Annotated in this window: 13 protein-coding genes; 8 read left to right on the top strand and 5 right to left on the bottom strand. The window is 41.0% G+C overall.

Features of this window, described 5'->3' with window-relative positions:
• Positions 1-17: 17 nt before the first annotated feature.
• Positions 18-1787: an alpha-amylase family glycosyl hydrolase gene (locus PP181_RS04770; RefSeq protein ID WP_272636165.1), complete on the bottom strand. Its 1770-nt coding sequence runs from the start codon at positions 1785-1787 to the stop codon at positions 18-20.
• Positions 1788-1836: 49 nt separating this feature from the next.
• Positions 1837-2022 (bottom strand): glycosyl hydrolase family 65 protein, encoded by a 186-nt coding sequence (locus tag PP181_RS04765; protein ID WP_272636163.1) that lies wholly within the window; start codon positions 2020-2022, stop codon positions 1837-1839.
• Positions 2023-2048: 26 nt separating this feature from the next.
• Here PP181_RS04765 and PP181_RS04760 point away from each other — a divergent pair, with 26 nt between their 5' ends.
• From PP181_RS04760 to PP181_RS04745, 4 genes are all read left to right on the top strand, one after another.
• Positions 2049-4217: an FG-GAP-like repeat-containing protein gene (locus PP181_RS04760; protein ID WP_272636162.1), complete on the top strand. Its 2169-nt coding sequence runs from the start codon at positions 2049-2051 to the stop codon at positions 4215-4217.
• Positions 4214-7471, top strand: a complete 3258-nt coding sequence (locus PP181_RS04755; RefSeq protein WP_272636161.1) for a VCBS repeat-containing protein — start codon at positions 4214-4216, stop codon at positions 7469-7471. The genes PP181_RS04760 and PP181_RS04755 overlap by 4 nt, the downstream gene beginning before the upstream one ends.
• Before the next feature lie 368 nt (positions 7472-7839).
• Entirely contained in the window at positions 7840-9204 is a 1365-nt protein-coding gene (locus tag PP181_RS04750; protein ID WP_272636160.1) for a vanadium-dependent haloperoxidase, read from the top strand.
• Between the two features lie 99 nt (positions 9205-9303).
• A complete protein-coding gene (locus tag PP181_RS04745) occupies positions 9304-10185 on the top strand; it encodes a hypothetical protein (RefSeq protein ID WP_272636159.1) in 882 nt (293 codons plus the stop codon).
• On the opposite strand, the gene PP181_RS04740 is transcribed toward PP181_RS04745, so the two are convergent.
• Entirely contained in the window at positions 10157-13867 is a 3711-nt protein-coding gene (locus PP181_RS04740) for a metallophosphoesterase (RefSeq protein WP_272636158.1), read from the bottom strand. The two genes, PP181_RS04745 and PP181_RS04740, sit on opposite strands and share 29 nt — an antisense overlap.
• A gap of 56 nt (positions 13868-13923) precedes the next feature.
• Here PP181_RS04740 and PP181_RS04735 point away from each other — a divergent pair, with 56 nt between their 5' ends.
• The gene (locus PP181_RS04735; protein WP_154918036.1) at positions 13924-15144 is read left to right on the top strand and encodes a Pycsar system effector family protein; all 1221 of its coding nucleotides are present in this window, start codon (positions 13924-13926) and stop codon (positions 15142-15144) included.
• Here the strand turns inward: PP181_RS04735 and PP181_RS04730 are convergent.
• Positions 15133-17520 carry a GAF domain-containing protein gene (locus tag PP181_RS04730; protein WP_272636157.1) on the bottom strand — a complete coding sequence of 796 codons (2388 nt, stop codon included), beginning with the start codon at positions 17518-17520 and terminating at the stop codon, positions 15133-15135. The genes PP181_RS04735 and PP181_RS04730 overlap by 12 nt on opposite strands.
• Positions 17521-17613: 93 nt before the next feature.
• Between PP181_RS04730 and PP181_RS04725 the strand changes: the two genes are divergently transcribed.
• From PP181_RS04725 to PP181_RS04715, 3 genes are all read left to right on the top strand, one after another.
• Complete coding sequence (locus tag PP181_RS04725; protein WP_272636156.1) at positions 17614-18513, top strand: metallophosphoesterase family protein; 900 nt, start codon at positions 17614-17616, stop codon at positions 18511-18513.
• 2 nt (positions 18514-18515) lie between these two features.
• Positions 18516-19688, top strand: a complete 1173-nt coding sequence (locus PP181_RS04720; RefSeq protein ID WP_272636155.1) for a helix-turn-helix domain-containing protein — start codon at positions 18516-18518, stop codon at positions 19686-19688.
• Between the two features lie 73 nt (positions 19689-19761).
• Entirely contained in the window at positions 19762-20892 is a 1131-nt protein-coding gene (locus PP181_RS04715) for an acyltransferase family protein (RefSeq protein ID WP_272636154.1), read from the top strand.
• A gap of 1 nt (position 20893) precedes the next feature.
• On the opposite strand, the gene PP181_RS04710 is transcribed toward PP181_RS04715, so the two are convergent.
• Positions 20894-22150 carry an aminotransferase class V-fold PLP-dependent enzyme gene (locus PP181_RS04710; protein ID WP_272636153.1) on the bottom strand — a complete coding sequence of 419 codons (1257 nt, stop codon included), beginning with the start codon at positions 22148-22150 and terminating at the stop codon, positions 20894-20896.
• Between the last annotated feature and the right edge of the window lie 150 nt (positions 22151-22300).

The following is a 22300-nucleotide window of genomic DNA, read 5'->3' as shown; positions in this document are numbered from 1 at the left end:
GAGGATTGATCACATATTTATACAACTTCAAAAATAAAGGATTCCAATGGGCCCAGATGCACATCTATATGCCCTTCATTATTTATGATTTTCAAGGTATTTGTTTTTTCGTACAGTGTATCCCTTAACTCGTACGCAGCTTTATCGAACCCCCATGATTGCAAAATCTCGGGCGGAACTTTTAAATCGAAGGAAAAGGAATCTGTCACATCAAAATTAACGATGATGATCAATTTTTGATTTTTGGACCATCGCACGTACGAAAGCACCCTATGGTTATAACCTTTTGTACGCTCCTTGTTGTAAAAATGAATTTCCCTATATTTTCCCATTAGGGCTTCGCTTTCCAAGGTGAAATTCAACAACCTCTTATAAAAATCACGCAATTCCCGCTCCTGTTGGGTCAATTGACCCCCGTCAAATTTTTTATTGTTCAACCATCGCTGATGATGTGGCACGCCCACATAATCAAAAATGGAAGTTCTGGAAGCGCTTCCAAACCCAGGATTTTCCGCTGCGGGCTCCCCCACTTCCTGTCCAAAATAAATCATGGTTGGAGAGGTGCTTATGGTAGCCGAGACCACCATGGCCGGCTTTGCTATTTCAGCAGCACCCACAAATTCCGGACTGGCAATACGCTGCTCGTCATGGTTTTCCAAAAAATGGAGCATGTGATGTTCTATATCCTTTAAATTGTGCTGCACTACCGGGATATGATCGGACCAACCATAGCCTTTCATGATATGTTTGAGGCCGTCATAAAAGTCGACCTTATCGTACAAATAATCCATTTTTCCTTTATGGATAAAGGTCCTGTACAGATTGGGATTATAGACCTCGGCCATTAATAAGGCATCCTCGTTCCGCATTTTGATGTAGGAATTCATAAAGCTCCAAAATTCCACAGGCACCATTTCGGCCATGTCATATCGAAACCCGTCCACACCAAAATCCATCCAGTACAAGGCAATGTCCCTAAATTTTATCCAGGAATCAGGCACGTCCCTATGCTGCCAAAACCGGAAATGCTCGGTATAATCCTTCTCCCCAAAATCATATGGCAAGAGGTCAAAATCGAAACCTCCATCGGGTCTTACCCCATAATTTACGCGGACAGTTTCGTACCAGTCGTTCATATCTGGCTTGGGACTTCTGGAACCGTTCCCTGTCCATTTGGCCGGATTTTCCTTGAGCGTTCCGATGGATCTATGCCGTTCACCGCCTAAGGGTTTATAGCCATCCTTCCAATCCGGCACTTCAAAATGGGCGCCCGGTATATAGTAAAAATTGTTGTTCTTCAAATACTCGTGATCGGTATCGTCATCGGCACCAAAACTGCGTACGTCATTGGGATTGGAGATACCTTGATAATCCCGGGCTACGTGATTGGGCACGATATCCATAATGACCTTCATACCATGTGCATGGGTCCTATCAACGAGCTCCTTGAATTCCTGTAACCTATTTGCCGGATCCAGGGCCAAATCCGGATCCACATTGTAATAATCCTTTACGGCATACGGAGAACCTGCGCGCCCTTTTACTACCTTTGGGTCGTCATTGGAAATGCCATAGGCCGTATAATCCCTGATTACGGCATGATGCGGAACACCGGTATACCAAATGTGGGAGACGCCAAGCTTTTTGATTTCCGATAAGGCCTTATCGGTAAAATCCTCAAACTTGCCAACCCCGTTTTCCTCGATGGTCCCCCAAGGTTTATTGGTGGTATTGGTATTCCCAAAAAGTCGCGTAAAAACGTGGTAGATTACGATTTTTCTTTGCATTTCAATTTCCTATTTCCAACAGATAGCTGGGAAGCCAAATTACGGGATCTTAGTTAACTTTTAAGGGCGTGTTGGGCAACAACTCATAGGCTTCACCTTGCACCAGAATGGAAATTCCGTTGTCCCCGTTCAGTTCAAAGGTCAGTTCGTTGGAAGCGACCTTGACCTTGATAATGCGGTTCCTAAAATTCACTTTAAAGGAATACGTTCCAGCTAAACAATGCGGACAATACATTTAGCGAAATAGGCAGGTTAAGTGGCGTGGAAGCATCGGATTGGAGTTGGGGCGCCTTGATATTCGACATGGACCATGATGGGTTGAAAGACCTTTTTGTCGCCAACGGGGTCTATCAGGATTTAACGGACCAAGATTATCTAACTTACATTTCCAATACCGAAATTCTCAAATCCATGATTACGACAGATTCGGTGAACTATGCCAAACTCATTGACCTAATTCCTTCGAACAAAGTTGAAAACCATGCCTATAAAAACCTTGGTAATTTGGAATTCAAAAAATACGAGGAATCCGGTTTGCTTGTGGAGAGTTTTTCAAACGGGGCTGCCTATGGGGATTTGGATAATGACGGAGACTTGGACCTGGTAGTAAATAACCTTAACATGGAATCTTTTGTCTATGAGAATACTACCATGGATTCCAAAAAATCGAATTACCTCAAGTTTGATTTACGGGGCGAAGGCAAAAACACCTATGCCGTTGGTTCCAAAATTGAGGTGCTACCGTACAATATCTCGGTGGAAAATCAGCCCGTACGGGGATTTCAATCCAGCATGGACATTCGGCCGAATATCGGATTGCCCAACAATCAAAACGTTTCGGTAAAAATCACTTGGCCCTCAGGGAAAATTACCCAGCTGAATGACATCAACGTAAACCGGACCATTATTTTATATGAAAAAGACGCGGAAATACAGGCATTGGACAAATCCAATTTGGAAACTCCTCTGTTCCAAAAAGTTGAAGGTTTGTTGGACTTTGTCCATAAAGAAAACCGCTTCGTTGACTTTGATAGGGATCGTCTTCTTAATCACATGGTAAGTACCGAAGGTCCTAAAATGGCTTTGGGCGATGTCAATGGTGATGGAAGGATAGACCTATTCATAGGTGGATCAAAAGGCAACCCGCCAAGTCTTTTTATCAACACCGATAATGGCTTTGTTCAAAAAAAAACCTCCGACTTTGACCAAAGCAAAAATTCAGAGGACATGGAAAGCATATTTTTCGATGCCGATGGGGATAACGACATGGATCTGTACGTGTGCAGTGGTGGTATCGAATATTCACAGTATTCAGCTGAATTCTTGGACCGTCTCTATATAAACGATGGTAAAGGGAATTTTAAATTATCCGATCAAAAGCTTCCTGTGAGCAACACCTTTCATAGTTCATCCACTGTCGATGTTTCTGATATAGACCAAGATGGTGACTTGGACATATTTGTGGGGGAACGTATGATCCCCTTAAAATATGGCATGGCCGGTTCGGGCTTTTTGTTGGAAAATGACGGTAACGGTAATTTTACCGATATTACGATGACTGCAGGAACAGATTTTCAGGACGTGGGTATGATTACCTCTGCCCTCTTCCAAGATTTGGATCATGACGGGGATGAAGATTTGATTATTGTTGGTGAATTTATGGGAATCGAAATATTTATCAACGAAGCAGGAAAATTTGTTAGAAAGGTAGATAATCCGTTATTGGATTTAAAAGGCTGGTGGAACACCATTGTCCCCAGTGATTTGGACGGTGACGGCGAAGTTGATTTCATTGTTGGAAACCACGGGTTGAACAGTCGGTTTAAAGCCAGTAAAGACCGGCCCATACGCTTATACGCTGCCGATTTTGACGGAAACGGGTTTATTGACCCCATACTCACATTTAGAAGAGAGGATGGACAGGATTACCCCTATGCACTTAGACATGATTTGATCGAACAAATTAAGGCTATTACAAAAAAATATCCAGATTATGAGTCCTTTAAAGATGCATCTGTGTCAGCTATTTTTTCGGAGGAGGCCTTGAAAGAAGCAAGAACATTGGAAGCCAACACCCTTGAATCCGTTATACTTGTAAATAACGGTAACTTGACTTTCGAGGTTTTGCCACTCCCCATCGCTGCCCAATTTTCAACTACCTATGCAATTGCCACGAACGATTTTGATGGAGATGGCGACCAGGACATCGTGTTGGGAGGCAATCTATACAATGTAAAACCAGAGGTGGGACGATATGATGCTTCCTATGGTGTATACATGGAAAACAAGGGAGGACTTAAATTTGAAACAATAAAAAGCGGAAAGGGCTTCAAAGTTAAAGGTGAAATTAGGGACATGGGCATCATCGACCAAAAGTTATTCGTAAGTAGAAATCGAGACTCCCTAGCAATATTTAAATTCAACCAATGAAAGCTAATCTCCTACTAGTAACAGCTACATTCCTATTCTTAGCGTGTAACAAAGTACCAGAAGATAAGGCTACTTTGGAAAAGGCTCCTATTTACTTCAGGGATGTTCCTTCGGATAGCAGCGGAATCGATTTTTCCAATGACCTTGAGGATACGGGAGATCTAAACATCATCGAATATTTATATTACTACAATGGTGGTGGCGTGGCGATAGGGGATATCAACAACGACGGATTGGAAGACGTCTACCTAACGGCAAACCAAAAACTGGACCGTCTCTATTTGAATTTAGGTGGGTTAAAATTTAAGGATATTACTGAGGACGCTGGACTTCTTATGGATACTAGTTGGTCAACCGGGGCTACGATGACCGATGTAAACAATGATGGTTTTTTGGATATCTATGTCTGTAAGGTTGGCGATTATAAAAGTCTCAAATCCCATAATTTACTATATCTTAATAATGGAGATGCCACCTTTAAGGAGGTATCCAGAGAATATGGTCTGGATTTTTCCGGGTTTTCAACCCAAGCCGCTTTTTTCGATTATGATAATGACGGAGATCAGGATATATATCTCTTAAACCATTCCGTTCATACGCCCAGAAGCTATGGGAATATTTCCCTACGCCAAGAAAAAGATTCCTTGTCAGGCGATCGGTTCTATGAAAACAAGTTGGATGAAGGGGCTTCTTTTTTTGTTGATGTGACAGATGCCAGCGGTATTTACAGCAGTGCTTTGGCATATGGTCTGGCAATAAGTGTTTCCGATATCAACAACGACGGGTTTTTAGATGTCTACGTAGGCAATGATTTCCATGAGAACGATTATCTCTATATAAACCAAGGTGATAAAACGTTTAAGGAATCTGTGGCAGATTATTTTAATCATACCTCACGTTTTACAATGGGTGTTGACATTGCTGATATAAACAATGATTTGCTTCCCGATGTCTTTTCGCTGGATATGATGCCTTTTGACGCACAAATCTTTTTGAGATCGGGCGGTGAGGACTCGGATAAGGTGAACCTCATCAAAAAAGGTTTTGGTTTTGAGGACCAATACGCCAGAAATACGTTCCAACTGAATACGGGCCAAGGACATTTTGCGGATGTTACCCTTTTAACAAATACACATGCCACGGACTGGAGCTGGTCTCCATTGATACAGGATTTTGACAATGATGGACAAAACGACATATTTATAACCAATGGCATCTATAAAAGACCCAACGACCTGGATTACATAAATTATCTAAGCAATATCGACTTTTCAAAATACCAACAAGAAGAACAAAATGAAATTGAATCCAAGCTCATTGCGCAAATCCCTACGGTAAACATTCCCAATATAATCTTTAGGAATACAGGAAACCTGACCTTTGAGCGCCTTTCGGAAGCTTCTGGACTCAGTGCCTCTTATTCGAATGGAGCCGCGTATTCAGATTTGGACAACGATGGTGATCTTGATCTCTTGGTGAACAACATCAATCAAAAGGCAAGCCTTTTGGAGAATACAAGTAATCGTGGCGGAAACAACAATTATGTCTCTGTCAAATTGCAGGGAAATCAGGAATATAAGAGTCCATATGGGGCCAAAGTACTGGTGTTTTCAGGAGAAAATCGGTTTATAAAAGAACTGACGACCGTAAAAGGGTTTCAGTCTTCTTCTACGCATAGGTTGCATTTTGGATTGGGAAACAACACTAGCATAGACTCTATTCAAATTCGATGGTTGGATGGAAAAGTACAATCGGAAACAGGATTAGGCATCAATCAAGAACATGTTATTGCAAGAGAATCGAACTTACCTGATACACCAAAAAAGGAACTGGAAGAAGCCACCGATTATGAATTTTTCAATTTTGTCCATTTAGAGAACAATTATCTTGACTACGAGCGAGAACGCCTAATTCCTGAAAAATTGTCCACCGAAGGCCCTGCCTTGGTCAAAGCAGACTTTAATGGCGATGGTTTGGAGGACCTTTTTATTGGCGGTGCCAAATATCAATCCCCATCCCTTTACTTTGGAAATAACGATGGTACTTTTTCCGAAGTTAAAAATACCAGCCTTAGAAAGGATGTCATTTATGAAGATGTTGATGCCGTCGCATTCGATATTGAAAATGATGGCGATCTGGACCTTTATGTAATGAGTGGGGGCAATGAACTTGTGGAAGGAAATCCCAATTTGGAAGACCGTATCTATGTGAACGATGGAAAGGGTACATTTGAACGCCTCAACATCCCTTTGATTAAAACCAATGGAGGTAGTGTTTCTGCCGCGGATTTTGATGGAGACGGCTATGACGATCTTTTCATTGGCAATCGTTCCATTCCCGGTGGTTATGGATTGTCACCCGTTAGTTATATTTTAAAAAATGATGGTACCGGAAAGTTCGTGGTTTTACAACAGGAAAGAATAGGTATGGTAACGGACAGTGAATGGGCGGACTTGAATGCCGATGGTCTATTGGACCTAGTAATCGTAGGTGATTGGATGCCCGTTACGGTTCTCATAAACCAAGGCGGTTCCCAATTATTGAACGAGACCCAGAAAATGGGCCTGGAAAACACAAACGGAATGTGGAATACCGTATCGGTAACGGATTTGGACAACAATGGCCAACCGGACCTATTGGTGGGGAATGCCGGTTTAAATTTTAAGATAAAGACAAGTGTAGAGCGTCCCTTGAAATTATACATCGATGATTTTGATGAAAACCAACAACCGGATCCTATTATTTTTTATGATTTCTTCGGTAAATATGTACCTTTTGCCTCTAAAGATAAGCTCACGGAACAACTACCCTATTTAAAGAAGAAGTTTTTGAGCTATACCAAGTTTTCAAAAATTGAAGGTATCGAGGATTTGACGGGTAAAAAGGAAGAAGAAATTATGGAGACCAAACAGGTACAGGAACTTCGTTCCATGGTCTATCTAAACCCAGGAGAAAATATCAAAGCAGTTCCATTACCAATGCCTGCACAAATGAGTAGTATTCAGGACTTCTTTATATCGGAAGGTGGGAGTATATACTACGTTGGAAATTTCAAGGGGCAAACAAACGAATTGGGCCAAAACATTGAAAACCCCGGGGGGATTCTTCAAATGGATTCCAATAGGAACTTAATCCATAAAAGATCCCTGGAACTTCCGAAAGGTTCAGATTCGAGAAAAATAGCCCCAATTTCCCAAAACAAACTTCTGATTTTGACAAATAACGATCGTTCCTATATCCTTAAAGGAAATTGATACTTGGATTGTTAGGATTTGCCCAGCAACTCCCATAACACAATATTCTTTCTGTAATGCGCGTATCTTTTATTTATAATTCAGGTAGCCCATTTACCACTGACCGGGACTAAATTCATCGATAAGACTCGTTAGAACTAATAGGACCATTTTTAATAAGAATGAAGCCCAATGTCAAAGTTTTACTCTTAGTCACAAATTGGATTAGAACATTTTACATATAAAAAACTAAAAAGGTTTAAGGAAAGTTTAATGTAGACCTTTTAGTCTCATTTTTAATCCTAAAGAATTGACTGGCAGTCAAAATAATGTAATTTTGTTGCTAAATCGAGGGCAAATTGATGATGAAAAATAAAATGAAATTAAAGATGTTCAAGAAAGTTTTGGCAGTATTGCTTTTAGCGGTCTTTTTTTCCTGTTCCCCGGAAAAGCAGCCTAGCACTGAACCGATCAAGGTAACGGCAGAAGACCTGCATACATCCATTGATAAGGTGGTAGAGATAATGATACACGACATTTTTTCCCCACCTGTGGCCAGTAGAATATTCGCCTACCCCAATATTGCGGCCTACGAAATCATTGCACAAGTAAATCCGGAGTATAATTCCTTGGCCGGACAGGTAAATGAATTGACCCCGATACCAAAGATAGACTCCTTACAAAATGTGAATCCCAATTTGGCGGCACTTATTGCCCACATGAACATCAGCAAACAACTGATATTTTCAGAGGACAAATTCAACGTTTTACAGGATAGCCTTTTCAACAAATGGGAAACCATCAACAAGACGGAATTTGAAGCCTCAAAAGCCTATGGGGAAAAAGTTGCGGAGCATATAAAGGCATGGATGAACAAGGATAACTACCCGCAGACCCGCACCATGCCCAAATTTACGGTGGATACGGACGACCCCGCAAGGTGGCAACCCACCCCACCTGCCTATATGGACGGTATTGAACCCCATTGGAACAAAATACGTCCCTTTTTCCTGGATTCCGCAGCACAGTTCAAACCGGTACCGCCTCCGGCCTTCTCCATGGACAAGAACTCCCAATTCTATAAGGAGCTTCTAGAGGTCTACGAAACCAGTAACCGGATTACCGCCATTGGCGATACGTCCGAAGAAGTGGCCATAGCCAAATTTTGGGACTGTAATCCGTATGTATCCGTAACCCGCGGACATTTGATGTTTGCGACCAAGAAAATTACCCCAGGGGCCCATTGGATCGGAATTACTAAAATTGCCTGCAGAAAAACAGATAGTGATTTTCAAAAATCACTTTATGCATATACCAAAACTTCTATGGCCATCGCGGATGGTTTTATCAGCTGCTGGGACGAAAAGTACCGGAGTAATCTTATCCGCCCGGAAACTTTGATAAATCAACATATTGACGAAAACTGGGTTCCCATACTTCAAACCCCTCCCTTCCCGGAATATACAAGTGGGCATAGCGTTGTTTCAGGTGCGGCCGCCACTGCCTTAACGGATATCTTTGGGGACGATTTTAGCTTTGATGACGATACGGAGCTTCCTTATGGTCTTCCCATTAGAAGTTTTACTTCTTTCAACCAAGCTGCGGACGAGGCTGCAATCAGCAGAATGTACGGGGGTATCCATTACCGGGCCGCTGTAGAAGTGGGCGTGGGCCAAGGAAGAAAATTAGGTTCCTTGCTTATTGACAAGATAAAAATGAAAAACGACAACGCGGTCGCAACAAATCACGAATAAAAAAGTAACAAAGGGAAATTCTCGAAGTACAGACCCCTTTGGCGATGCCAATAAATTTTAGATTCGTAAATTCATACGTTCGTATCAAGATGTTACCCTATGATTAGAACGTTTCTTTTTTTACTATCCCTCACCTTCTTTTCCTGTACAAATTACGGTCAACTAAAGGTCGTTACAGATTTGCCTAGCAGCCTCAAGGAAAACTCAGGAATGGTTAGCCTAAAGGATTCCACGGTTTGGATTATTGAAGATGGAGGGAATAAGGATGAGTTATATAAGGTCGATTTTAAGGGAAATATCCTAAAGACCTTGAAGATGAAAAACGGGGACAACGATGACTGGGAAGATCTTACCAAAGATTCGTTGGGAAATGTATATATCGCCGATATAGGCAATAACAACAACAGCAGGAAAAACCTGAAAATTTACAAGGTTCCCAATCCGGAAATAGAACCTGGCGATAAAATCGATGCCGAGAAAATTGAACTAAGCTACCCCAACCAAAAAGAGTTCCCCCCTAAGAAATCGGGCCGTTATTTTGATGCCGAAGCTATCTTCCATCATAACAACAAACTGTTCATCGTAACCAAAAACAGGGCCAATCCCTTTACCGGTAGTGCTTACATCTATAGTGTCCCGGATCAAAAGGGGGTATACGAGGCCAATTTAGTTGGGGAAATCAATGTGTGTAAGGATTGGAAGACCTGCCAAATTACGGGCATAGCTATTTCACCAAGCGGCAAGAAGATAATCGCACTCAGTTACGGAAAGCTGTTCATTTTTACGGATTTTACCTGGGATAATTTCTCTAACGGAAAAATTGAGGAAATAGATTTGGGCATTAGGACGCAATTAGAATCTATCTGTTTCTTAAATGAAGATTTGATTTTATTGTCCGATGAACGCTCTCATGGTACTGGCAATAATCTATACTCCCTGGACTTAAGCAAGGTCAAAATCCAAAGCCCAGACCAAAGGTAAAACGAGGTCCGTCCTCACTATGGAACAGGGCAAGGTTCAGAGTCAAAATATCCGCACTATTCATAAAAAACCCACCACCATAGGAAGTATGCCAAGTGTTTGAGGAAATTCCGGGCGACCATACCCTACCATAGTCAAATCCTCCGAAGAGCCCCAATGCCGTTGGCAAAATACGGGTACGCATTTTACGGAGACTAAACCTCACGTCGGTATTTTGGTAATAGGAAGCTTTCCCGGTAAAACGTTGGTTTCGATAGCCCCGCAATCCATCGGTTCCCCCTATACTGGCAGCCTGATAGAACTCATAACCATTCCCCATATTTATGTGCCCTTTCCACTTGGTCGCCAAAACGAGTCGGCCACTAGGTACCAATTTATAGTCGAAGGAGATACTCGGAATCAAATATCCAAAATTCCTATTGGCCACACCAATGTTCTCCTTGAAGCCCAAGGCAATGGAGGTCGCCATGCCCATGGTAGGAAAGCTCTGGTTGTCATGGTTTTCATAGGAATAGGTTCCTTGGACGCCTACAAAACTATTACCAGTCTCCTGTCCGTTCTGTTGGTAAAACGTATTGATGAACCGATCCGAAGTTTCTTCCACTTCAATGGATTCATAGGAAACTCCCAGGTCGAATTTGGCACCCAAAGGGCTTCTCCATACCAATGATGGGGCAAACTCAAAATTTTGGATACGTACCCTATTATAATCCAAGCCCAGGTCATCGTCCAAATTTTCGCTTTCATTCCCAAATCCAAAAAAGTTTATAGCAAAGTTAGGGGTGGTAAATCGTGTATCCAGCGACAAGTTCCAACTCTCGAATACATTGGCAAACTCCCCCTTGTACCGTAGTTCTACGCCACTTGTGGCAAAATAATAGGAAGCACTTAAGGAATGTTGTTGGGTAAAGGGATTTTGCCTGAAACCATTGTAGGTGTAGGTATCCATAAACCCTATTTTGACACCATCATCTGGATTGAAGCCTACCGTTGGGATCACTTGGTTGTTGCTACTTCTAATATTTAAGGGGTTATAGGTGTTCACCGGATAATCGTCAGTCAGTTTGACCTTGGTTTTTGTCACCTCCTCAAAGGTGTTCTTTTTACTTTTGTAGTCATAGACAGCCACTCCCCTTCCGTTCTTTATTCTATAGATATCATTATTTTGTCCACCGATTATTCTGACTTTCACTCCATTGTAGTTTTTGGGATTTACGACTTCAAAAATATCATCGTCATCCAGGCCATAAACCCAGATTTCATTGGTGTTGGTAGTATAAAAGACTTTGTCAAAAAACTGCTTTTTCTTTTCCCCGTCAATAATCCTGTAGGCAGCCACCTGGGTTCTTTGGTCATCCAATCGGGTAATCACGAACCAATCATCCTTGTCAGTACCCACTACCGTGGCAAATTTGTTCAAGACTTTAAAATATTCGATAGCGGTATTTTCAATACCTTCAACCCTTGACAGCAGAATTCTTTTGATTTCTTGAACACCTGCATCCTGCACCTCCTTTGGAAACATGGTAAACGCTTCGTCAATAACCCTCTCATCAATCCTTTGCCGTAAAAATTTGGCCTGATTCCTCCAATCTTCCAAGGTACTTTCGGATAATAAGGCGAGATCCAGTACATACGTTTTTGGAGAGGAATTGAATCCTTTGACGTTTCTAATTTCCTCATGGAAACCTTCCATTAACCTGAGTCCGGGGATGATACGGGTGGCAAGACCCATAAAAATGCCATCGCCCATTTGGGAATAGGCCTGATCACGATCCCTGGGAACCGGTCTATAGACAACCTTTCCATCCTCCTTAAACTCCGCCCATCGCCATTGGTCCACATGACGGTCCCAATCTCCTATGACCATATCGAACAATCTGGCCCTGATGTAGGCATAAGTGTCTACTTCATACTTCTCGTCATCCCGGAGGTCTTCAAGCATGGAATCCGTGCTTTTCAGTTCATTGGAATATCCAAAACTCTCCAAATCCCCATGTCCATCTCCGGCATGCTCTTCGATCATATAGAGTTCGTTTCCAAAAACCTCGTTGTACTCACCCAACGCTTCCTGTTTTGGAATATAATAGAGTACCGGATTGGTATGAAGGATTCCAACGGCATCGGAAAGTTTACCAACCGTGAACGGGGCGTAGGGATGTGAACCTGTATAAAAGTCCTCCAACAGTTCCTTTGTATAGGTTTCCTTTAAATCGTCCATAAGGTACTGATCTTGAAAAGCCATGGATTGCAAATACAGTTCGGGAAGTTTTCTAAGTGCCCGCATCACGTATTCCTTTCCGGAAGCATGTCTTAAACGCAAGGATTTAGACTGATGCCCTCCTCCCTTTTTAACGGGCGTAAGTCCCCCGAACAAAGTATCTATGTAGACCACGGGAGCGGTCACTTCCCTACCATAATAGCTACGATAGCGTTCTCCCCAAATCGCCTTGAAAAAACCGGATTTATCGATTTCCTCTTTGGTGTAAACGGATGCTTTTAGTTCCTTGTTGGGAATTCTAGGAAATATAGTATCCAATTTAGTTACATTTGGTGGCAATACTGCGGAAGTAAAAAGGAATTCCTCTTTCCCTTCACTATCAACACCGTAATATCGAACCCTAGAAGAACCATCGGTATAGACTTCCAAGGTAGCGTAACCCATTCTACCGGTGGAAAACCTGGATCCATTCAATAACCTTGTTTCTCCCTTTTTAGCTCCGGAACCACTTACAATCTGAGGCGTACTGTTTTCAACTATATACTGTAATGTATGTTCGTGGCCAGAGGCAAAAATGACCCTATCCGAGTATTGCGCCAAGGTCGTTACCCTTTTTACAAGATCTAAATATCGTTTGTTTCCCATATCCTCTGTGGAAGCCCCGGATGTCCGCCTCAAAATATTTATAAAGGTTCCCAAACCTGGCAAAGGAACGGGTTGGTCCTTTGGATAAAAGTGTTTTTTGAAGGAGTATTGACCACCGTGAGGACCATAACTAGTCATTGGATGGTGCATGGCAATCAAGGTAGTTCTATCCCTGTAATCCTTTATGGCATCTTCAAGCTCCAAAAGAAATTTTTCCCGGCTTTTTATTTCACATTTATCGTTGATACCCGGCCTCCTGTTCCAGTTGGTGAGGTACCATTCCGTGTCCAAAACAATGATGGCCAATGCATCGTTCACCTCTATTACTTCAATGGGACAACCATTTTTTGGCAAAAAGGCATCTTTATCATTCAGTTGTTCCTTGATATAATCCTCTTCCCGTTCCAATCCAATGAGGCCTTCCGTGTACCAATCGTGATTGCCCGGTATAAAAAGCTTTCTTCCCTTAAAATTGGTAAGCGTTCTCAATTGTGCATCCAAATGGCTCTTAGCGGTTAAATAAGCTACGGTAGAATCCTTGGGGTCCGGCAATCCTGCTGGATAAATGTTATCGCCCAAAAAAATGGCCGTACTATTTTCATCCGCTTGATCCAGTTTATTTTTGAAGATTTTTAAAGCCGGATTCATACCCCCCAAAGGAGAAAGGCCCGCATCGCCAACGAGATAAAAGGTATGTTCAACTTCCTTGTGGATTTGAATATCCTCTGCATCCCGAATGTCCGCATATTTTGTCCTATAGGTAGCACAACCCGTAATCAAAAAAAGCAATAAAAGAGCGGTACCATATTTCTTCATGAAGACGTCCCTATGTTCTATTTTTTGTAATTTGGAATTCCTAAAAATATTTCCTCATGGCGGATATTCTTCAGAATACCAAAAATCACGTTGTAACCTTGCTGACAAAGGAGTTGGATTCAAACTATCTCTACCACAATCTAAGGCATACGCAACGTGTTGTTAAAAGTACTAAAGAATTATCTAAAGCATGTGCGATATCGGATAAGGAAAAAGAAGTATTGGAAATTGCTGCATGGTTCCATGATACTGGATATACGGTGGGGACTAAAGATCACGAAAAAAATAGCTGCATCATTGCGACAAAATTCCTTGAGGACCAAGGTTATGACCCTGACCTGATCTCCAAAGTAAACCGATTAATTATGGCGACGGAGAAAGATTCAGTGCCCAATTCCATTGAGGAAGAGATCATCAGGGACGCAGACGCTTCGCACTTTGCGCAAACAAGCTATTTGGAAACATCGGAACTATTACGCGAAGAGCTTAAACTATTGAACATAGCCGACTATGCTTACAAAGATTGGGTGGATGTCAATATAATAATGTTGGGCAATCAACATCGCTATTATACGGATTATGCCAAGGAAATCTGGCAAGAGAAAAAGGATGACAATTTAAAGAAGCTCATAAAAGAGAAAAAATCCATCAAGAAAATCGCAAAAAAAGAGAAGTTAAAGGCAAAATTCAAGGGTGAAAGTCCGGATAGGGGCATACAAACTTTATTCCGTGTTACGCTCAGGAACCACCTTACTTTGAGTGACATAGCGGATACAAAGGCGAACATCCTACTTTCGGTCAACGCCATAATCATCTCATTGGCTTTATCAAACCTTATCCCCAAATTGGATAATCCCTCTAACGATTATCTCATTTATCCAACCGCAATCTTTGTCCTATTCAGTGTCATATCCATGATTTTGGCCGTATTGGCCACTAGGCCAAATGTTACCAGTGGGGAATTCACTAAAGAAGATGTTGCAAAAAGAAAGGTGAACCTTTTGTTTTTTGGAAATTTCCACAAAATGGACCTACCCGATTATGAATGGGCCATCAATGAATTGGTAAAGGACAAGGACTATATCTATTCGTCACTGACCAAAGATCTCTATTTTTTGGGTGTTGTCTTGAACAAAAAATACAACTTGTTACGTTGGACGTATACAACCTTTATGATTGGAATGATTATTTCGGTTATAGCATTTGCATTGTCCTTTAAATTTTTTGGCCCGGAGAGACAGCTACAGGAACTGGTATCCCAAGCATTAGTCTTTTAAAGTAGCCATTAGATCTTCGTAGGTATAGGATTCCTGCGATTCTTGATCGGTCTTGTATAAAATTTCTGCCCTAATGGCCTTTAGACCGGAAACTCCTTGCAGTCCTTCCAACTCAACGATTTCTATCTTGTCTGTAAAGTATTTTTTGGATTTTAAAAATTTGATATATCTCAAATATTCAAGCTCGTCCTTTTTCTGGGAATAGACGATTGCAATTTTGCCAGTCTGGGTAAGTCGCTCGTTGGTTCCTTTGATATATGCCTTATCGATACGCTTTTTAATGACTTCATAACGGGCATTATACGTTCCATCCACATCGAATTTTTTCTCATCCATTCGAAACCGAATGGACAATGAGGAACTGTAAACCAAAATCAGGGACGTGGCATCCAAGGGAATTGGCAACTCAGGTTTAAGTTTATAATGAACATTTTCCATCTCGCACATGACCTGTAACTGCCACAACCTAAGATTGCTTAAATAAAGTGAATTAAAACCTCCATTTTCGCTAATACTCTCCCCAATGTACATGTTGTGTTCCACTCCGTCCGTTTTGTAGCGTTCAAAATAATGCGGAAACATACCCTGTGCGTTTTCTTGTTTTTTATCAAGGACAGAGACCAACTTCTTATTAATCATGGTCACACTTTCATCATAGTTCTTTCTATGATCATAATAGGAACCCGTTCCCATATCGATCTTGGCCTCATAGGCCTCTATTTGTTGGGCGATTTTAGCGTCCGTCTTTTTTAGATGATCGAAAACAGGGTCGATTTCATCTTTTACAAAATCAAAAATGGCCTGCTCGCTATTGGTATAGAGCATTTCCTTGATACTGTCCAAATGGTTTTTTACCCTAAAAACGAGTTCCTCGTAAATGGGCAGTCTATTTTTTGCCAATACCTCCTCCAAGATGCCATTGATTTGGGACAATTGAATCATCAAATCCCTTTGAATGGCCTTATTACGGGCTTTGGACGAATCCTTAATATCGATTTGACCATATAGCGGATAAACATCCTTAAAAACGATTTCCTTGAAGGACGGAGATCTACTCTCCAACTGATCTTTTATAAAGTATTTTGCCTCTTCCTGAAATCTCCAATAGACGGAAGAATGCACAGAGGTACACTCATTTTGGATAATGGCATCAATTAGATTTTCTTCCTCTACCTTGGACCGCACCACTGCAGAAACTATGAAGGGCATTACATCATCCAGCTTTCGTGCATTGACTCCGTTCAATTCGTTTTTTCGATTGGAAACTACTTCCAAAACACCCAAAAGCTCGCCTTCAAAGGCTATTGGCGCCAATATGGCACTTTTAATCTCTTGTCCTTCCAGCACGTGGTATGGATCACTTTCATTCGATGTCTTGTTATATTTTTCTACATCGGAAATGGCAAAATAACTATTTTCTTGAATTAGCTTCTTATAGGAATAATTACAGAGGGCATCATGGCAAGGCTTCGAATCCTTTCCGTTGAGGATAAAGCTTGTCATATTTTTCCCGTATACTGGTTCAAATTGGTCCTTTTTTGCATTATAGACCACAAAACCAACCTTTATATCGGGCAACCTAAAGAATGACCGAAAGGTTTCCTGTAGGTTTTCCATAAAATTGTCGCTGGACCGCTTGTCGCTCGCGATTAAGCTGGATTTAATTTCAGAAATGGAATGCTCCGAAGTTACATCGAACATATTGGCAATAATAAAGCCCTTGGCAACAAAACTATCGGGCGGAATCTTATCCTGCCAAAGGCTAAGGTTGTCCGGGCTTTCCATAAGCTCATTGATATCTTCTTCAGACAGTTCTTTGGATTTATCCGTAGGAAGAATTTCCATGAAGTCCGCATTGTACATGATGCGGTAATGGTGCATTACCCCATTCGAATCCGGTATATCATAAAAATAGGGCCTGCTAAAATCAAGTTCAACCCCATAATGGAACTTGAGAATAACGATACAACCCATGATGTAATCCACCCCAATTTCCTGGTTCCTTATTTTTGGTTTATACGTTGGACCAGCCTGTTTGACGATTTTTTGAAAACGTTTGGAGGGATTGAAAAAGAAATCGAAATAAGGAATAGATGCTACCTTAATTTCGTTCTCGCCCAAGATAGGCGAAAAACTATCCTGAAGGATTAAGGAAATGACCTCCCGGTGCTCTTTTATCAATTCAAGATCGGAAAAACCGTCCCGCAACATTGGATAGGGCTTTTGGGCATCAAGAACTTGCTTGGCCCTTGCCGCCAATACAGGGTCATCGCCATCAAGCATACTTTCATACTCCCTTAAAAGTTTATCAAAACTTATTTGATAAACCAAGGGTCTTAATTTGTCATCACATCCCATATTGCGTTGGTCTCCCATACTCTCTCAAAATTACAAAACCTACACCTGTTTTTTGTTAAAGTTTTACATGGCGATTTTACGGTTTTTCGGATATTTATAAAAACTTTGTAGATGTCCTCCTCAAATAGACTTTCAAGAGCGTATTCAAACGCAAAATATATTTCGTTTGATGATACCTCTAAGTTTATCCTTTTTAGTGATTGTCACCGGGGAGACAATAGTTTCGCCGATGATTTTGCCAATAACAGGAACATTTATTTCCACGCCCTAAACCACTATTACAATGAAGGTTTTGATTATTGCGAGTTGGGTGATGGTGACGAACTTTGGGAAAACCTTCATTTTGAATCAATCTTTGAGGCCCACAAGAATGTCTATAAACTCTTGAAAAAATTTCATTTGGAAAAGAGGCTACATATGATATGGGGAAACCATGATATGGTCTATAAGGATAAGGCTTATGTAGACAAGTATCTCTCCAGTTATTTTGAGCCTATTGACAATACCGATAAGGAGTTGTTTGAAGGTATAACCTACAACGAGGCCATCGTATTGAAACATACCCAAACCCAACAGGAATTGTTTCTTACCCACGGGCACCAGGCAGATTGGTGGAACTATACCTTTTGGCGATGGGGCAGGTTTTTGGTGCGCATTCTTTGGAAACCCTTGCAGGTTTGGGGCATAGCGGATCCCACCAGCCCGGCAAAGAACTTTAAGGAACTGATAAAGCTGGAGCGCCGAATCAAACGATGGATATTACAGAACAACCTACTCATCACCATTGTAGGCCATACTCATAGACCCAGGTTTCCGGAACCCGGAGATATTCCTTTTTTCAATGACGGTAGTTGTGTGCATCCAAGAAGTATAACCGGTATTGAAATTGAAAATGGGCAAATTTCGCTTATTAAGTGGCAAATTGATACCACTTTGGATGGAACACTAAAAGTTGTAAGGTTACTGCTTGAAGGACCTCAAAAGTTAGTGGACTATATGAAAAAACAGTAATTGTGGAACTGGACAGGCTAATCGAAAACATTCCCATACGTCATAATCTTATTTCAACCATACTGTTTTTGGGGGTAGTCCAAAGCTTCTTCCTGTCAATTGTACTACTTCTTAATTCCAGCAACAATGTTGGCCTTAAATGGTTGGGGTTTTCCATATTGGCTACCGCCCTTATTTTTTTGGATGTTTATGTTTGCTACACAGGTCAAATTAAATATGTGCTGTTTCTAAACGATTCCACAGAAGCCTTGGTTTTAACTATAGGACCAACACTTTATCTGGCCATTTACTGCTTCTTGAAACGAGAGAATGTTACTTTCAAAAAACATTGGTGGCACTTTACTCTTCCAATAGGATATTTTGTATCGCAGATTCCATTCTATTTGGCTCCAATATCGGTGAAATACAATGCTTATATTGGCGCCTATTATTCGAAGTTTCCCAGTGCCAGGATACCGGAATCCTTTGACTACAGCTATCATTACATAAAAGATATTTTTGATTGGCTGATACTTGCCACATTTCTTTTTTATACAATATTGTCCTTAAAAATGGTATGGGAAGAAAAATCCAGATTAAAAGAAATTGGGGTAAAGAACAAATCCAGTAAGTATATTTTCACACGAAATACGGTTATAGTTCTGTTTATATTACTGGTGCTCATATTTTCAATCTTCTATTCATTTGATGACGATGGAGGAGATCATTACTTGGGTATTTTCAACAGCTGTCTTGCATTTTTAACAACCTATGTCTTAGTATCGGAATCCCGGTTTTTTGCAAAATCTTGGGTTGCGGACAAGTATGAAACCATTGGCCAGTCTAAATCAAACCTAAATCTTGTAAGTATTGAATCCTACGTAGATGAAAACAATTATTTTCTTCTCCAAGATGCTTCATTAAAAGATTTGGCCACTATTCTAAAAGTTCATCCAAACCATATATCAAAAATTATAAATCAAGGGAAACATTCCAATTTTAACGATTTTATCAATCAGAAAAGAATAGTCTTCTCCCAAGGGAAATTGATAGACCCCGGCTTTTCCAATTTGACCATAGAGGCCATAGGAGCAATGGCGGGTTTTAAGTCGAAATCCGCGTTTTATTCTGCATTTAAAAAGCACACAGGCACTTCACCATCCGCATATATAAGGTCTTTTTCTCCAAAATTGTAATTCAGGACAGTAAGCGTACCCTAAAAATTTGTCCATTTTAAGGTCAGGTCGATATTTGCCGAAAAAGTAAATCATGGAGACCACTATTAGGAGATACGATTTGGACTGGCTAAGGGTTATCGTATTCGCATTGCTTATTTTTTATCATGTAGGAATGTTTTTTGTACCCTGGGGATGGCATATCAAAAACAATGTGATTTACGATTGGTTAAAGTGGCCCATGCTATTTTTAAACCAATGGCGATTGCCTATCTTGTTTGTTATATCTGGCATGGGCACCTACTATGCCCTTTCTAAAAGAAATCTTGGTCAGTTCAGTTGGGAACGAATTAGAAGATTAGGGATACCCCTTATATTCGGTATGATCTTCATTGTACCGCCTCAAGTTTATATGGAACGATTGGCCAAACACCAATTTTCAGGATCTTATCTAGAGTATTTTACCTCGGTTGCCTTTAAAGGTGTATATCCAGTAGGCAACATAAGTTGGCACCACCTATGGTTCCTGCCTTATCTACTTGTTTTTTCACTTTTATTAGGGCCTTTGTTCGTTTACCTAAGAAATAACAAAAACCGTTTTAGCAATTGGATTAAAAAAATCATTGGCAAGCCCTTTGGTATATATTGGTTCGTTTTGCCACTCTACCTTTTGGAAGCGTTGGTCGAACCTTTTTTTGACATAACCCACGCATTGATAGATGACTGGTTCAACTTTAGCTTTAGTTTGGTCTTGTTTTTTTACGGCTTTCTTCTAATTTCTACCGGAGATATATTTTGGAAAGTTGTGGAGGAATTAAAATTCAAAGCCCTTTTAATAGGTGTTTTCACCTTTCTATGCCAAGTTTTCATTTGGATATTTTTGGAAGACGGATACGTGGTCCATTTTACCGAAGCATTACTTAAAGTAGGCAATATTTGGTCTTGGATTATGGTGCTTTTTGGGTTTGCAGCAAAATATTTAAATCATAAAAGTTACCCTCTTTCCTATGCCAATAGGGCCGTGTACCCTTTTTACATCCTCCACCAAACAGTCACCATTGTTTTGGCTTACCTCTTAATGGACCTTTCTTGGGGACTATTTCCAAAGGCATCACTTCTTGTTTTGGGAACTTTTGGATTTAGTTGGTTGATATATCATTTCTTAATTCTAAAAATTCCGTTATTACAGCCCTTCTTTGGTTTAAAAAAGAAACGACAGCAATAACCTATACTCTCTTCGCCAATGTCTTCAAAGCAAATATAAACGTATCAAGTTCCTTGGTGGTCGTATAAATATTTGGGGTAATCCTACAGCCCTGAACATTGGCATAATCAATCGCTACGGTAAATATGTTGAATTCTTCCAACAAGCTTTTGGCCAAGTGAGCCGGTTTCATGTGTGCTATGCCAACATTGGCAATACCACAGCTTCGGTGGGGATCTACAGGGGTATTTACCACAATGTGTTCCACGTTTCGGACTGCATCGCTCCAATACCGTTGTAAATAACGGAGTCGGTCTTCCTTTCTTTGTAGTCCGATATTTTCCAAATAATCTATAGCATCGTCTATGGCCAAATCGGTATGAACGGGCAATGTCCCCGTATGGTTAAGTCTTCTGATTTCGGGCACCTCATCCGTATGGTCAGCGAAAAGGGGCCAAATCTTGGCGATGTGTTTTTTTGCAACGAACAACATGCCACTGCCCAAAGGAACACTTAGCCATTTATGAAGGCTACTGCCATAATAATCACACCCAAGTTCCGCGATATTTACATCAATATGTCCAACACAATGCGCACCGTCTACCATTACCTCAACCCCGTGGCTATGGGCCATATCACATATTTTCTTGATAGGTAGGATTTGTCCCGTGATGTTAACCATGTGGCAGACCATCAACAATTTCGTCCTTGGGGTTATTTGGGATTCGTATAGGGAAACGATTTCTTCATCGGAGGCCGGATGGTTGGGAAGGGAAACGACCTTATTGACAACACCAAACCTTTTTGCCACCAAACCAAACTGGTCTTTCATGGCCCCATAATCCTGTTGTGCAAAGATGGCCTCGTCTTTCTTTTGCCATGGATAACCCCCAATGATCATATCCAAGGACTCCGTTGTATTTCTTGTGATAATCAGTTCCTCTGGAGAAGCACCTACCAATTGTGCCAAACGGTCCCTAACCTTGTCCTTATTTTCCCATTGTACCGTACGCATGTAATAGGAGGCCTCATAGTTCACCATATGGATGTGCCGTATATACTTTTCCATGGTAGGTTTTGGAATGAAGTTATAGTAGCCGTTTTCCAGATTGATATAATCCGGTTTTAGGTAGTAATCCTCGCGTATCCGCTGCCAGAAAGCATCCTCATTTTTGGGATAGGGGGTTTGGGATTCTTCCAAAGGGTACTGGGGAAGTGCCAAAAACGGGGAAAAGAGCGCCGCACCACCCAATTGCTTTATAAAATCTCTTTTGTTCATCAGGATAGGGTCTTTTCTTAAAAGTATTAAAAAAGGAGCACTTGCATTTTACAAACCTTAAAAATTACGGATAGGTCAGGAAATTTATACTTTTTAAGGAAAATGGAATCGGCATGGAAGCGATACCTTCCTCCTAAAAAATTATCTTAT

It is taken from the genome of Maribacter sp. PR66 (assembly GCF_028464205.1).
GTDB lineage: Bacteria > Bacteroidota > Bacteroidia > Flavobacteriales > Flavobacteriaceae > Maribacter > Maribacter flavus.
Note: the sequence above shows the minus strand (reverse complement) of the source record. Positions and strands in the feature narration are given on the sequence as shown.